Source organism: Cupriavidus sp. GW823-FHT07A04, assembly GCF_058794615.1.
The window spans coordinates 254,460-268,815 of the sequence record NZ_JBXAHA010000002.1; the positions used below are offsets into that span (position 1 = coordinate 254,460).

The window sequence follows — 14,356 nt, forward strand, 5'->3', positions numbered from 1 at the left end:
CCGGATATGGCATGGAAACAGCAGGCACGCATGGCATGTGGCCTGGCCCTGGCGGGCACGGTAGCGGCATGCGGCGGCGGCAGCGACTCGCCGGCAGTGGTGGCACCCGATCAGAACAACTTGAGCGGCGCAAGTGTCGGCAGCAAGAAGAAGGTGCTGCTGGTCGGCGTGGACGGCGCCACCTATAGCCAGCTGCAGAGCGGCATCGGCCAGCGCACTTTGCCTAACCTGGCCACGCTGTCGATCACGCCAGCATCGACCGGCGGCCGGCTCGGCACCACCACCGAGCAGGCTCCGCTTGCCGGCCCGAGCTGGGCCACGGTCCTCGCCGGCAATTGGGCCAACCGCCACGGCGTCAGCGACGACGTTGCCGTGGCCAGCGGCATGCGCACGCCGAGCCTGTTCCAGTACTTGCGTGCCAACGCCAGCTCGAGCCGGCTGCGCCGCGGCGTCGCTTCCAGCGCGCCCGTGCTGCCGGCACTGCTCAAGGCCGACGTGACCGCGGGCAATCTCGATTCGATGCGCGACTGCACCGCCGACGACAACTGCGTGGCACAAGAGGGCGTGAAGCTGGTGCAGTCCGGCTACGACGTGGTCTTCACCCAGTTCAGCGCGCCCGGCCTGGCCGCTGCCGCCCAAGGCTTCCAGGGCGGCAGCTACGCCACCGCGCTGTCCGCCTTCGACCAGGCACTCGGCAAGCTGCTGGCCGCCGTGCAGGCAAGCCGCCAGGCCAACGCCGATGAGGACTGGCTGGTAGCCGTGACCACCAGTCACGGCCTGGACGCGACGGGTTCCACCACCACGCTGCCGACGGTGCAAAACCGCACCACCTTCATCGCGCTCAACAAGCCCTTAAACACCGCGGTGGCCAGCAACCTGCCGGCCGCGCCCGCCAACGCGGACGCGCTGGCGGCACTGCCGACCGAGGCCGACCTGCTGCCCACCATGCTCGCGCACGTCGGCGTGGCCCTGCCCGCCGCCTCGTACCAGATCGACGGCTCGGCCTTGGCTGGCACTGCGGGCGTGCGGGCCTTGCAGTCCGTGGTGGGCAGCACCAACACCTCGGTCGTGCTGTCATGGCAAAACCCCACCACCGCCACCGGCGACATGACGCTGCTGCGCGACGGCGTGCAGATCGCCACGCTGCCCACCGGCACGTCCACCTATGAGGACAAGACCATCACCGCGCCGGCCAGCGGCGTGTACCGCTTCAACTACACCTTGGTGCGCAACGGGGTGCCCACCGCGTTGCTGGCGCAGATCAACTACGTCAAGCCGATCGTGCTGGCCGACACGCTGCGCAACAACCTCGCGGCCTACTACAGCTTCGAGACCCTGCCGGCGGTGGACACTAAAGGCACCACCACTATCGGCCCGTGGGTAGCCGGCACAGACGGCGGCTCGCTCGGCAGCGACAACTTCGGCGGCAAGTCGCTGAAGGTCGATTCGAGAATCGATGCCTACCAGCTCACCCAGAGCGGTGCCGATATCGCGCTCAGCCCGCAGTTCACCATCGGCTTCTGGTTCAAGTCCGACTGCACCCAGGGCAATGGCACCGGCGAGCCGATCCTGTCGAACAAGAACTACGTCTCGGGCTCCAACGCCGGCATTGCGCTTGGCCTGTTCGGCAGCTGCGAGATCCGCTTCAACATCGGCAGCGGCGGCAAGCGCGATGACATCCAAGGCATGAAGTTCAGCGCCAACCAGTGGGCCTACGTGGCCTTGTCGGTCAACGCCACGGCCAAGACCTTCAGCGCCTACATCATCGACCCGGCGCTCGGCCTGCAGAAGACCGAGAACAAGGTCATCGCCAACACCGATGTGACCAAGCTCAACGGCCTCGCCACCAAGGTCTGGGGCATCAACGACGATGCCACGCACGCCTATGTGCCGAACAACAGCGGTGCGCTCAAGGGCGTGATGGAGTTCAACGACCTGGCCATGTGGACACGCCAGCTCAGCCTGGCCGAGCTGCAGACCATTGCCGGCTCGCGCCAGCCGCTGTCCACGCTCAACCCTTGATACCCATTCACCCCGAGAGCAAACATCATCATGAAGCCTTCGATCTCCTTCTTTGCCCGGCCAGGCTGGCTGGCGGCACTGGCGCTGTGCGCCGCGCTGGCCGCCTGCGGCGGCGACTCCACCGACAGCAAGCCCGCCGATCCTGCGCAGCCCGGGCAGCCGCCCGCAGCCACGCCGCAGCTGCGCTGCGCGCCTTAACGAGCAGCCGCCAACAGCGGCGACCCGTCCCTAACAGCAGCGCACCGCAGGGCACCGGCCCTGCCCACCGCACGAACCAAACAGTCCAGCTAAACACCAAGATGAGCCTTCACAGCAGACGCAAATTCCTCAAGATGGCCGGCGGCAGCGCCGCCGCCACCGCGGCGCTGGCCGCCTTCCCGCCGTCGATCCGGCGCGCGCTGGCGATTCCCGCCAACAACGCCACCGGCACCATCCGCGACGTGGAGCACGTGGTGATCCTGATGCAGGAAAACCGCTCCTTCGACAATTACTTCGGCACGCTGCAGGGCGTGCGCGGTTTTGGCGATCGTTTCCCGATCCCGCTGGCTGGCGGCCTCAATGTCTGGCAGCAGGCCTACACCAACCGCATCGTGCAGCCGTACCACCTCGACAGCACGGCCGGCAATGCGCAACGCGTCAGCGGCACGCCGCACAGCTACCCCGACGCCCAGAACGCCTGGGACCTGGGCCGCATGAACAAGTGGCCCACCTACAAGAACACCCAGTCGATGGGCTACTACACCCAGACCGAGCTGGACTTCCAGTTCGCACTCGCCAACGCCTTCACGCTGTGCGACGCCTACCACTGCGGCTTCCATGGCGGCACCAACACCAACCGCCTGTTCCACTGGACCGGCACCAACGACCCCACCGGCGCCAATGGCGGCCCGGTGATCGACAACAGCGGCGACTCCATGGGCGCTTCCACCGGCGGCTACCGCTGGACCACGTATCCGGAACGCCTGCAGGCGGCGGGCGTGAGCTGGAAGCTGTACCAGAACATGCCGGACAACTTCACCGACAACCCGCTGGCTGGCTTCGTGCAGTACCGCAAGGCCAATGAGGCGCGGGGCAATACGTCCAATGGCAGCCCCTACCCGGCCTATACCATCGCCGACGACGTCATCAACCCGCTCATCAAGGGCATCGGCAACACCATGCCGGACGGCGGCTTCCTGCAAGCGCTGAAGGACGACATCGCCGCGGGCAGCCTGCCGCAGGTGTCGTGGATCGTGGCGCCGGCGACCTACTCCGAGCACCCGGGGCCTTCCAGCCCGGTGCAAGGCGCCTGGTACACGCAGGAAGTGCTCAATGCGCTGACGGCCAACCCGGCCGTCTGGAGCAAGACCGTGCTCCTGATCAACTTCGACGAGAACGACGGCTTCTTTGACCATGTGCCGCCGCCCTGCGCGCCTGCCTACGACGCCAACGGCGTGCTCGCCGGCAAGTCCACCGTCGCCACCGACGGCGAGTACCACACCGACATGCATCCTTACGGCCCTGGCCCCCGCGTGCCGATGTACGTGGTCTCGCCGTGGAGCCGCGGTGGCTGGGTCAACTCGCAGGTGTTCGACCACACCTCGGTGCTGCGTTTCCTGGAGGCGCGCTTCGGCGTCGCCGAGACCAACATCAGCCCGTACCGCCGTGCCATCTGCGGCGACATGCTGTCGGCGTTCAACTTCGTCAGCCCGAACAGCGCGGCGCTGCCTGTGATCCCGAACCGCACCAAGACCGTTGCCGACAAGGTGCGCACGGATCAGGAAGGCATGGCACCGGTTGCGCTGCCGACCGTAGCCTTCCAGACCGCCAACCCGGCCACCCAGCCGGTGGGCACGCGGCCCTCGCGCGCGCTGCCTTACGAGCTGCATGTGAGCGGCCGTGAGGATCCGGGCCGCCAGGATCCCAACAGCAGGGGCATGTGGCTGCTGTTCAGCAACACGGGCACCGCCACCGCGGTCTTCCACGTATATGACCGTCTGCACCTGGACCGCGTGCCGCGCCGCTATGCGGTCGAACCAGGCAAGCAGCTTAACGGCCTTTGGGACGTCTTCTCCGCTGACAACGGCAAATACGACCTGTGGGTACTGGGCCCGAACGGCTTCCATCGCGCCTTCCAGGGCGACGTCAGCACCGTGACGGCAGCTGGCGGCACCGCGCCGGAGATCCGGGTGTGCTACGACATCGCCAATGCCGCGGTCTACCTGACCATGATCAATACCGGCGCCACGGCCTGCACCTTTACCGTCACGCCCGCCGCCTACCGCGACGACGGCCCCTGGACCTTCGACATCCCGGCAGGCAAGCAGCTCGACCAGCACTGGCCCGTCGGGCTGCAGGGCAACTGGTACGACTTCGTCGTGACAACCACCCAGGGCAGCTTCCGGCGCCGTTTTGCAGGCCGGCTGGAGACAGGCGCCGACGGCATCTCCGACCCCGCCCAGGGCAAGCCCGCACGGGCGGTGCCCTGAACGCAGCCTGGGCCGCACGCACCGGCCCGGGCTTGCCTGCCATCCCTGCTTCTTCGCCGCGCCGCCGCGCCCGTGGCCGCGCGGCGAAGAACTGTCATAAATCGCGGCTAGACTGGCGCGCTTGCATAATTCCCACGGAAATCCCCCATGCTCGGCGACCTGCTGACGACGTTCTATGAAGTGGCACGGCAGGGCAGCATCACCACTGCTGCCAAGCAGTTGCGCGTAAGCCAGCCCACGGTCACGGGCCGCATCCGCCAGCTGGAAGAGAACTACGGCGTGGAGCTGTTCTACCGGCGCGCTGGCCGGGTCGACCTGAGCGACGTCGGCGTGGCCCTGATGCCGGTGGTGGAGCAGTTGATGCAGCACGAAGGCAGCGCGGATTTCCTGCTGCGCAATGCCGGCAACCTGCATCTCGGCCATTTGCGCATCGGCGCTACCGGGCCCTACTACATCCTGAAGAGCGTGGCCGCGTTTCGCGAACGCTATCCCGCCATCGAGATCAGCATCGATATCGGCAACTCGCAGCAGATGCTGGATGCGCTGATCGAGTACCGCATCGACGTCGCCGTCTCCTCGCACGCCGTCGTCGACGATCGGCTGGCCCGCATCACGCTGGCCACCGACCCAATGGTGCTGGTGGTCAACCCAGCCCACCCGCTGGCGCGCGCGCCCAGGGTCAGCCTGGCGCAGCTGGCAACCTGCCACCTGCTGATCCGCGAGCACGGCTCGATGACGCGCAAGGCCACCGAGACCGCGCTGGACGACGCCGGCTTGCCACTGCCGGCCAGCACCGTCATCGGCAGCCGCGAAGCCATCTACGAAGCCATTCGCCAGGGCCTTGGCGCAAGCGTGGTGCCGCTGGGGGAAGTGCCGCGCGACCCGGCGCTGTGCGTTGTGCAGTTTGCCAGCCAGCCGCCCGTGCTGCACGAATACCTCTATTGCCTGCAGGGCCGCACGCATACGCGGCTGATCGGGGCCTTCCTGGAATGCCTTGCGCCGCGCAAGGCAGCGTAAGTGCCATCAGCAGCGTGAGCTAGCTGCGCAGCGCCGGCAAATATCCCTGATATCCGTATTGGGATTCTTGCGCCGCACTTCATCCGTGGGTCATTGCCGGTAGGCATGCTTGCCGCTTTTCCGACCGGAGACGGCGCATGTCCTGCCTTGCCTTGTTTGACCTCGACCACACCTTGCTACCGCTGGATAGCGAATATGAATGGGCACGCTACCTGGTGGAGGCCGGCGCGGCGGATGCCGCCGAAGTCGAGGCCAACAACGCGCTGTGGCTGGCCGAGTACAGCGCCGGACGCCTGGACTTCCACCGCCACGCCGCCTTCGCCCTGGGCCTGCTGGCGCGTCATCCGCACGCACAGCTGGAGAGCCTGCGCAGCGGCTTCATGCGCGACGTGATCGCGCCGGCCATCCGCCCCGAGGCGCGCGCGCTGCTGGCCGCGCACCAGGACGCCGGCGATCTTTGCTGCATCGTCACCGCCACCTGCCGCTTCGTCACCGAGCCGATCGCCGAAGCGCTGGGCGTGGCGCACCTGCTGGCGGTAGAGGCCGGGCGCGACGCGTCGGGCAATTTCACGGGTGCGGTAGATGGCGTGCCAAGCTTCGGGGTGGGCAAGATCACACGTGTGGCGCAGTGGCTGGAATCGCTCGGCATGGCGTGGGCGCAGTTCGAGCGCAGCGTGTTCTACAGCGACTCGCGCAACGACATTCCGCTGCTCGAAGCCGTGAGCCACCCGGTGGCCACCAACCCGGACGCCGCGCTGCGCGCGCTGGCCAACACGCGCGGCTGGCCCCTGCTGATGCTGTTTGCTTCGGCCGAGCCGGCGCTGGCCACGGCCTGACACCCGTGACACCCGTGACACCCGGCGCCAGTCACGGGGCTTTCACAAAACCGGGGGATGATGGCGGGCACGCTTTTGTTACCTGACCGGCCGCCAGCGCCTATATTGACGTTGACGCCCTGACAATCGACCATCGCATCGCCCCCCCAAGGAGCCGCCCTCGCCCATGGCGCAGCCACCCAACGCAGGCAGTTTTGCTGAAATGCAGCAACTGGAGAGCATCCTGGAAGCCGGCGCCAGCCGCCTGGATGCCCGCCGCGTTGGCGAGGTGCAGGCAGGCGGCCAGTGCTTTCCCTTGTACACCGCCAGCATCGGGTCGAACGATCCGCACGCGCCCGCCATCGGCTTTTTTGCCGGCATCCATGGCCTGGAGCGCATCGGCACGCATCTGCTGCTCGACTACATGCGCATGCTGCTGTGGCGCCTGGAGTGGGACGAACTGCTGGAGCGCCAGCTGCAATCCGTGCGGCTGCTGTTCATGCCGATCGTCAACCCGGGCGGCATGTGGGCGGGCGCGCGCGCCAACCCCAATGGCGTGGACCTGATGCGCAACGCGCCACAAGACGCGGTTGGCCGGGTGCCGCTGCTGGCCGGCGGCCAGCGCGTGGGGGCGTGGCTGCCGTGGTACCGCGGCAAGCTCGGCGCGCCCATGGAGGTGGAAAGCGCAGCCATGCTGCAAGTGGTGGAGCAACAGTTGCAGGGCCGGCCCTTGAGCTTCGCACTGGATTGCCACTCGGGCTACGGCTGGGGCGACAGCATCTGGTTTCCCTACGCGCGCACCGCCGCGCCAATGCCGCACCTGCCCGAGATGTTTGCCCTCAAGACCATGTTCGAGCAGGCACATCCTCACCATGGCTATGCCTTCGAGCCGCAGAGCCGCCAATACCTGCTGCACGGCGACCTGTGGGACTGGGCCTACGACCACACGCCGCCCGGCAATATCTTCCTGCCGATGACGCTGGAGCTGGGCTCGTGGCTGTGGATCAAGAAGAATCCCCGCCAGTTGTTCTCGCGCCAGGGCTTCTTCAACCCGGTCAAGGCGCACCGCACCGCGCGCGTGCTGCGCCGGCATGCCAACCTGCTGGATTTCCTGGCCCGCGTGGCCTATGCGCCCGAGCGCTGGCTGCCACGCGGGCAACACCGCCAGGAATTGCTCGACCGCGCCAACGCGCAGTGGCCCTGGGGGCCGCCCGGATGAGCGACTGGATATTGCTGCGCGGCCTGACACGCGAAACACGCCACTGGGGCGTCTTGCCGGGCGTGCTGCAAACCCACGCCGGCATCGGGCCAGTCACCATGCTGGACCTGCCTGGCAATGGCGTTGAGGCGACCGGGCGCGCGCCGGCCAACGTAGCTGCCATGGTGGCGTTCCTGCGCGATCGTGCCGCCAGGCAGGGGCTGGCGCGGCCGTACCGGCTGCTGGCGATGTCGCTGGGCGCCATGGTGGCGGCGCAGTGGGCGCAGCAGCACCCGGAGGAGATCGGCACGCTGGTGCTGGTCAACACCAGCATGCGACCCTTTTGCAGCGTGGCCGAGCGGCTGCCAACGCGCAACTGGCCCGCACTGCTGGGCATGGCGCTGCGCTGGCACAACGCACCTTACTGCGAGCGCATCATCTACCGGCTGACCTGCAACGCCAGCGCGGCCTTCGCGACGGATGTGGCGCACTGGTGCGCGATTCGCACCAGTGCCCCGGTAAGCCGGGCCAATGCCCTGCGCCAGCTATGGGCCGCGGCACGCTATCACGCGCCGGGTGCGCCGCCGGCCTGCCCGACGCTGGTACTGTCGTCGGCGGCGGATCATCTGGTCGACCCGGTGTGCTCTGCGCGCCTGGCCGAAGCATGGGGCGCGCAGCACCGCCGCCATCCCTGGGCGGGGCACGATTTGCCGCACGATGATCCGGCCTGGCTGGCTGCCACGGTGGCGCGGTGGCTGGGCGCAACCGGCGCCAGCCACCGCTGAAGCCACGCCTTCATGCCTCACGCCTTCACGGACTTCACACCCGCGCGGCAGCGGCACGCCACATGCGTAGGGTGCTCCTGCAGCAGCCTGCGCACCACACCGTTGGTCCAGCCAAAGCCATCCTGCAGCGGATACTCGCCGCCCCCGCCGCCTACGGCGCCGTCCTCTGTGAGCTGCAGGGCGTACTTCTCCACCAGCTTGTACTCACGCTGGTAAAGGCTCGCCACGGTCAACAGCCAGCGATGGGCGATCTCGTGCGCAAGCGCCGCTTGCCCGGAACACGCAAAGCCGCCGATCGCCAGCCATTGCAGCGGCGCCCAGCCGTTGGGCAGGTCCCACTGCTGGCCGCTGACGTGCTCCGTGGTGGCAATGCCGCCGGGCTGCAGCAGCCTCGCGGCCACGGTTTGCGCCACCCGCGCCGCCTGCGCGGGAGTGGCCGCGCCAACGTAGAGCGGCACCACGGTCGCCGCCGTCAGGTTGGCGCGGGCGTGGTGGCGTTGCCAGTCGAAATCGAAGTAGGCGCCCTCGGCCTCGCGCCACATGAACCGGTCGATGGCCTCCCGGCGGGCCTGCGCGCGCTGGGCGAAGACCGGTGCGTCGGCGTCGCCGGCGGCCCGGGCCAGTTCGGCGAGCTTGTGCTCCAGCTTGAACAACAGGCAATTGAGATCTACTGGCAGGATCGCCGTGGTGCGAACGCTCTCCAGCCCGCCGCCGGGTTCCTGCCAGCGCGAGCTGAAGTCCCAGCCCGATTCGGCCGCGGCGCGCAGGTCGCGGAATACCTCGGCGGCCGGCCGGGCGGCCAATGCTGCCGTGCCGATATCTTCGATATAGGCTTCCTCGCGCGGGGTGTCGCGCTCGTCCCAGTAGCGGTTCAGCAGGCTGCCGTCGGCCAGCCTGACCACCCGCCGGCACGCCTGCCCCGGCGCAAGGCAGTCGGCGCCCCGCATCCAGAAAGCGTACTCCTTGCGCAACTGTGGCAAGAAGCCCAGCTCGGCCTGCACACCGTGTTCCTCGAACAGCTCCACCATCAGCGCGAACACCGGCGGCTGCGAGCGGCTCAGGTAGTAGCTGCGGGTACCGTTGGGGATCACGCCATAGGTGTCGAGCAGGTAGGAGAAGTTGTCCGCCATGCCGCGCAGCAAGCCGGCCTGCCCGCTGGCGGCCAGGCCCAGCATGGTGAAGTACGAATCCCAGTAGTAGAGCTCGGAGAAACGCCCGCCCGGCACCACGTAGGCATGCGGCAGCGGCAATAGCGAGCATTGCGGCGGGTGCTGCGCGGGATGCCGGGTCAGCACCGCCCACAGCCCGTCGATATGGTCGGCCAGCGGCTGGTTGGGGTCGGACTCGTAGCAGCTGCGCGGCACCTCGGGCAGCACGAAATGCGCGTGCACAAAGGCGGCAAGGTCGAAGCCGGCTGCGCTGGCGCGAGCTCGGTAGGCGGCCAGGATGGTGGCCGGGTCCTGCCGGGGCATGGCGTCGGTGAAGGTCTTGCTGTCGGGAAAAATGCGCCCCATCTGCACCGCCACGAACAACTCCTGGTAGCGATCGGCGGGCGTGAGCGGATCGGCGTGCGCACAACCTGCCAAGCGGTGCGGGGCGAGTGTCTGGCCACCGGTGGGGTCGTCCACCTCGCGCACATGAGGCTGGCCTGCCGGCTGGCCGCCTTCGACGGTGATGCGTGGCGCCACGGCCCCTCCCGGTTTTTACCTGTGCGGCAGCGCGGGAAGCTGCCGACAAGCAATGAGAGTGGCTGGCGGGCGGGCGAGTTCCACCGCCGCGCAAAGGCGCCGCGTGCGGCCCGGACCGCGCGTCAAGCGCACGGATCGCGACATGCGCGCACAGGAAGCATCGCATGCGCCGCATGCGCCGGATGCGCCTCTTAGCGTTCCGATGTCTGCGTCGTGACCAGCCGCGGCCCGACCACGGCGTGGGCGCGGCGGAAATACTCGAGCGGCTGCGGGCGCCCGAGCAGGAATCCCTGCGCTTCGTCGCAGCCCTCGGCTTGCAGCAGGCTGAGCTGCTCGTCGGTCTCCACGCCTTCGGCCAGCACCGGGATCGCCAGGCTCTGGCCCAGCGCCAGAATGGCGCGGATGATGGCCTTGGCCTGCTGGCTGTCGGAGATTTCCGCGATAAAGGTGCGGTCCAGCTTGATCTTGTCGAACGGGAAGGAGCGCAACGTGTCGAGCGACGAGTAGCCCGTGCCGAAATCGTCGATGGCAATGGTCACGCCCAGCGCCTTGATGCGGCGCAATATGTCCAGCGCCCGCTCCTTGTCGCCGATGATGGTCGACTCGGTGATTTCGAGTTCCAGCCGTCCCGCCGCCAGCCCGGTTTCCTCCAGCACTTGCGCCACCAGCGTGACCAGGTTGCCGTGGGTGATCTGCACCGGCGACAGGTTGACCGAGATCTTGCGCGGGAACGTCCACTGCGCGGCTTCCTGGCATGCGGTGCGCAGCACCCATTCGCCGATCGGCAGGATGGCGCCGCATTCTTCGGCCAGGGGAATGAAGCTGTCGGGCGCGATCAGCCCGCGCTCGGGATGATGCCAGCGCAACAGCACCTCGCAGCCGATGGCCTCACCACTGGCAATGGCGGTCTGCACCTGGTAGTCCAGCACGAACTGGTTGGCGGCAATGGCGGTCCACAGCTCGCCGGCCAGCGCGCGCCGCTCGCGCTCGGCCTCGTCCATCCGGCTTTCGTAGAAGCAGATCGATTCGGACAAGCTGCCCTTGGCGCGGTACATCGCCAGGTCGGTATTGCTGACCAGCTGGTCGCGATGGGTGCCGTCGCCGGGATAGATCGCAATCCCGATGCTCGCGCCCGTGGTCAGGTCAAAGCCATCGAGCCGCACCGGCTCGCTCAGGCATGTCACCAGGCGCGCGCTGAAGTCGCTCAGCTCGGCCTGCCGCTCGAAACGCTTCACGGCAATGAACTCATCGCCGCCGATGCGAGCGATGAACTCGCCCGGCTCCAGCTGGCTGGCGATGCGCTGGGACACCGCGCGCAGCACAGTGTCGCCGGCCGCATGCCCGTGCAGGTCGTTGATTTCCTTGAAGCGATCCAGGTCGATGCCAAGCGTTGCCACCCGGCTGCCCTGCCTTTGCGCGCGCTGCAGTTCTTCGTCCAGGTAGTCGTTGAAATAGCTGCGGTTGGGCAGGCCGGTAAGCCCGTCGTGGCGCGCCATGTACTGGATCTTGGCTTCGATGCGTCGCTGCTCGGTCACGTCCTCGCAGGTGGTCACCCACGAGCCGTCAGCCATTGCGCTGTGCGACAGCGCAATGGCGCGCCCGTCGGGCAACGCTTCCACGCTGCGCCATTGCTGGTGGCGGCGCAGGATCTCGCGGTGCCGCTCGCAAAGCGCCTGCGCGTATTGCTCCGCACGGTCGTCGGACTGGCCGGCCTCGGCCTGCATATCGCCGCCAAGGCGGCTGGCGAGCACGCCTGGTGCCGCGATTTCGCTCTCGCGCGCGCCAGCCATGGTACGGCACAGGGCGAGAAAATCCGCGCCTGGCACCAGCGCCGCGCCCGCGCCGCGGAAGATGTCTTCCATGCGGCGATTGGTCAGGATGATCGTGCCATGCGGATCGAACAGGCACAGCCCCTGCGACATGTTCGCAAGAGCCAGGTCCAGCGTGCGTGTCACCTCCGCAATGCGCTCGGCGTCGGCCTTTTGCTGCGTCATGTCGCGCGTGACCTTGGCATAGCCAAGCTGCTTGCCCTTGCGATCGAAGATCGGCGTGATCAGCACGTGGGCCCAGAAGCGGGAACCATCCTTGCGCAAGCGCCAGCAGCCTTCCGCCGCGAAGCGGCCTGCCTCGCGCGCCTGCCGCAACGCCTGCTCGGGCAGCCCTGCGGCGCGATCCTCCGGCGTGTAAAAACACGAGAAATGCGCACCCAGGATTTCATCCCGGGTGTATCCCTTGGCCCGCTGCGCGCCGGGGTTCCAACTGCTCACGGTTCCAGCGGGATCCAGCGCGTAGATCGCGTAATCGGTCACGCCGAGTACAAGCGTGCGAAAAAGTTCGGTCTCTCCGGGAGGGCCTTGGATGTGCGGCATGCAGGGTGCGGGTGTAGGGTCGATGCCGTCTCGTGCGGCGCTCGTCCCGACGAAAGGACAAGCCGCGTGCAAACGACAATCGACGGAACCGGCGCAGCCTGTGTGCCGGGACGTCGATTGGTATAACGGCAATGCGGGCGCGAAGTTTACCCTTGCGCCGGCAAAGCGCAACCCTGCGCGTCGCAAGCCGGGCCGCCGGCGCCATCCTGGCTGCCCGCCTCCATGCGCCCGCCCTGCCGCGCAACCGCCCGCGCCAGGCTCTCCTGCCACGCCCGCGCGTCGCCAAGGAACGGGCCCACGTCCAGCACCGCAAATTGATCGGTGCCGTTTTGCAGCGCAAACGTGGGGAAGCCATGCCCGCCCAGACGGTTCAGCAGCGCGCGGCTGGCGGCCATATGCGCCTGCGTCTTGTCACCGCCAATGTCCAGACAAAGGCCGGCAAAGCGCTGCGGGTCCAGTCCGGCCTGTCCGGCAAGATCGGCCAGCACCTGCGCATCGGCAATGCGCAGCCCGTCCACATAGTGCGCATGCTGCAGGCGCGCCAGCAGATCGGCGGCGGCCTCGACGCCGCCCAGCGCCTGCGCGGCCAGGATCGCGGTGGTAGGCGGCGCGGAGTCCATCATCGCGCTCTCGTCGCGCAGCAAGCCTTCGAAATAGCGCTCGCCGAACGGCTGGCCGGTGAGCGCGGCGATGCGGCGGTCGTGCGGCATCACGTAGTCGCGCCATTGCGCCGTGATGCGGCGGCGGTTGGCGCCCGTGAGCATGCCGCCGCCGTGCAGCGCGAGCGCGAGGCCAGGCACGTCGCGCGCGGCACGCACCAGCGGCGCGGCGCCGTAGCACCAGCCACACAGCGGGTCGTAGATGTAATGCAGGGTGAGACCGGACATGATCAATGCTTCCTGAGATTTGATGCAGGCGTCATGCGCATCGCGAAACGCGAAACGCGGCTTGGCGCACCGCCGTTATTTTGCGGGCCACTGCATTTCGCCCTTGATGACCTTGGCGCTCAGATCGAGCGAGTCCAGGCCGCCCAGCTGCGGATAGTGCTTTTGCATCGCCGCGCTCAGCGCCTTGGCATCCGGCGCGCGCGCCGCCTCTTGCTCAAACGTGCGCAGGTAGTCCCGCGTGAAGCGCACCGACGCCAGCGTCTGCGGCGCATCGTCCAGATAGTGCCCGGGCACGACCCGCGCTGGCTTCTTAGCCGCGATGCGATCAAGCATGGCGATCCAGTGCTGGCGCGAGGCCGGTGTTTGCGTATCGGCCACCCAGACGTGGCTCTTGCCGAAGACCACCACGCCGCCGGCCACGGTCTTGAGCGACGGAATCCACACCACCGTGCGCTCCGGCGCCTGGCCGTCCAGGCCCAGCACTTCCAGCTTGCTGCCCTCGAGCTCGATGGCATTGCCGGCCAGCGGCTCGGGCAGCACCAGCGCCTTGGGCGCATTGTCCTTCAGGATCGGGGCCCAGTAAGCCAGCTTGCCCGACATGGATGCCTGGATGGCCGCCACCGTTTGCGGCGTGGCAACGATCCTGGCCGCCGGGAACGCGGCCTTGAGCACGTCCAGCCCGAAGTAGAAATCCGGATCGCTGTGGCTGATGTAGATGGTGGTGAGGTTCTTGCCGCTGGCGCGGATGCGCGCAACCAGCGCCTCGGCGTCGTTGCGCTGGAACTGCGCGTCGATCAGCACCGCGTCGTGCGCGCCGGTGACGAGTTCGGACGAGACCGGGAAAATGCTCTTGGTGCCGGGGTTGTAGACCTCCAGCTTGAGCGCGGCTGCGGCCACTGCGGGCGTGCTGGCGACGATGCCCAGGCACAAGGCGGTGGCGAGGCCGCGCAGGAATCGGTTCAGGGTCAGGCTGGAGCGCATCGGGAGTCTCACATGGCTGGGGATCAAGGAAACCGCCAGCATAATTTGCACAGACCGGTACAAAAACCCCAAAGAATGAACATCTTTGTTGCATAAATCGATTAAATAGGGCAACAAGCTACACCA

General features: G+C 67.7%; 11 protein-coding genes. 7 read left to right on the top strand and 4 right to left on the bottom strand.

Features of this window, described 5'->3' with window-relative positions:
- Positions 1-6: 6 nt before the first annotated feature.
- From AC1Q7Q_RS04445 to AC1Q7Q_RS04475, 7 genes are all read left to right on the top strand, one after another.
- Positions 7-2,022, top strand: a complete 2,016-nt coding sequence (locus AC1Q7Q_RS04445) for a LamG-like jellyroll fold domain-containing protein (RefSeq protein ID WP_492371993.1) — start codon at positions 7-9, stop codon at positions 2,020-2,022.
- Positions 2,023-2,052: 30 nt separating this feature from the next.
- Positions 2,053-2,220 carry a hypothetical protein gene (locus AC1Q7Q_RS04450; RefSeq protein WP_416052405.1) on the top strand — a complete coding sequence of 56 codons (168 nt, stop codon included), beginning with the start codon at positions 2,053-2,055 and terminating at the stop codon, positions 2,218-2,220.
- Positions 2,221-2,321: 101 nt separating this feature from the next.
- Positions 2,322-4,490 (top strand): phosphocholine-specific phospholipase C, encoded by a 2,169-nt coding sequence (locus AC1Q7Q_RS04455; protein ID WP_492371994.1) that lies wholly within the window; start codon positions 2,322-2,324, stop codon positions 4,488-4,490.
- Between the two features lie 147 nt (positions 4,491-4,637).
- Positions 4,638-5,507 carry a LysR substrate-binding domain-containing protein gene (locus AC1Q7Q_RS04460; protein ID WP_492371995.1) on the top strand — a complete coding sequence of 290 codons (870 nt, stop codon included), beginning with the start codon at positions 4,638-4,640 and terminating at the stop codon, positions 5,505-5,507.
- 137 nt (positions 5,508-5,644) lie between these two features.
- Entirely contained in the window at positions 5,645-6,343 is a 699-nt protein-coding gene (locus AC1Q7Q_RS04465) for an HAD family hydrolase (protein WP_492371996.1), read from the top strand.
- A gap of 166 nt (positions 6,344-6,509) precedes the next feature.
- Positions 6,510-7,541, top strand: coding sequence for a M14 family zinc carboxypeptidase (locus AC1Q7Q_RS04470; protein WP_492371997.1), 1,032 nt, complete (start codon positions 6,510-6,512; stop codon positions 7,539-7,541).
- Complete coding sequence (locus tag AC1Q7Q_RS04475) at positions 7,538-8,305, top strand: alpha/beta fold hydrolase (RefSeq protein ID WP_492371998.1); 768 nt, start codon at positions 7,538-7,540, stop codon at positions 8,303-8,305. The genes AC1Q7Q_RS04470 and AC1Q7Q_RS04475 overlap by 4 nt, the downstream gene beginning before the upstream one ends.
- A 17-nt stretch (positions 8,306-8,322) precedes the next feature.
- Here the strand turns inward: AC1Q7Q_RS04475 and treF are convergent, their stop codons facing one another.
- From treF to AC1Q7Q_RS04495, 4 genes are all read right to left on the bottom strand, one after another.
- Positions 8,323-9,993 carry an alpha,alpha-trehalase TreF gene (treF, locus tag AC1Q7Q_RS04480; RefSeq protein WP_492371999.1) on the bottom strand — a complete coding sequence of 557 codons (1,671 nt, stop codon included), beginning with the start codon at positions 9,991-9,993 and terminating at the stop codon, positions 8,323-8,325.
- 191 nt (positions 9,994-10,184) lie between these two features.
- On the bottom strand, positions 10,185-12,362 hold the full coding sequence (locus tag AC1Q7Q_RS04485; protein WP_492372000.1) for a sensor domain-containing protein: 2,178 nt from the start codon (positions 12,360-12,362) through the stop codon (positions 10,185-10,187).
- Positions 12,363-12,508: 146 nt separating this feature from the next.
- The gene (locus AC1Q7Q_RS04490; RefSeq protein ID WP_492372001.1) at positions 12,509-13,249 is read right to left on the bottom strand and encodes a DsbA family protein; all 741 of its coding nucleotides are present in this window, start codon (positions 13,247-13,249) and stop codon (positions 12,509-12,511) included.
- Between the two features lie 75 nt (positions 13,250-13,324).
- Positions 13,325-14,230 (bottom strand): MBL fold metallo-hydrolase, encoded by a 906-nt coding sequence (locus AC1Q7Q_RS04495; protein WP_492372002.1) that lies wholly within the window; start codon positions 14,228-14,230, stop codon positions 13,325-13,327.
- Between the last annotated feature and the right edge of the window lie 126 nt (positions 14,231-14,356).

Excerpts from the sequence above, each read along its gene's own strand:
- AC1Q7Q_RS04445 (WP_492371993.1), top strand. The coding sequence starts at position 7 with ATGGCATGGAAACAGCAGGCACGCATGGCATGTGGCCTGGCCCTGGCG.
- AC1Q7Q_RS04450 (WP_416052405.1), top strand. The coding sequence starts at position 2,053 with ATGAAGCCTTCGATCTCCTTCTTTGCCCGGCCAGGCTGGCTGGCGGCA.
- AC1Q7Q_RS04455 (WP_492371994.1), top strand. The coding sequence starts at position 2,322 with ATGAGCCTTCACAGCAGACGCAAATTCCTCAAGATGGCCGGCGGCAGC.
- AC1Q7Q_RS04460 (WP_492371995.1), top strand. The coding sequence starts at position 4,638 with ATGCTCGGCGACCTGCTGACGACGTTCTATGAAGTGGCACGGCAGGGC.
- AC1Q7Q_RS04465 (WP_492371996.1), top strand. The coding sequence starts at position 5,645 with ATGTCCTGCCTTGCCTTGTTTGACCTCGACCACACCTTGCTACCGCTG.
- AC1Q7Q_RS04470 (WP_492371997.1), top strand. The coding sequence starts at position 6,510 with ATGGCGCAGCCACCCAACGCAGGCAGTTTTGCTGAAATGCAGCAACTG.
- AC1Q7Q_RS04475 (WP_492371998.1), top strand. The coding sequence starts at position 7,538 with ATGAGCGACTGGATATTGCTGCGCGGCCTGACACGCGAAACACGCCAC.
- AC1Q7Q_RS04485 (WP_492372000.1), bottom strand. The coding sequence starts at position 12,362 with ATGCCGCACATCCAAGGCCCTCCCGGAGAGACCGAACTTTTTCGCACG.
- AC1Q7Q_RS04490 (WP_492372001.1), bottom strand. The coding sequence starts at position 13,249 with ATGTCCGGTCTCACCCTGCATTACATCTACGACCCGCTGTGTGGCTGG.
- AC1Q7Q_RS04495 (WP_492372002.1), bottom strand. The coding sequence starts at position 14,230 with ATGCGCTCCAGCCTGACCCTGAACCGATTCCTGCGCGGCCTCGCCACC.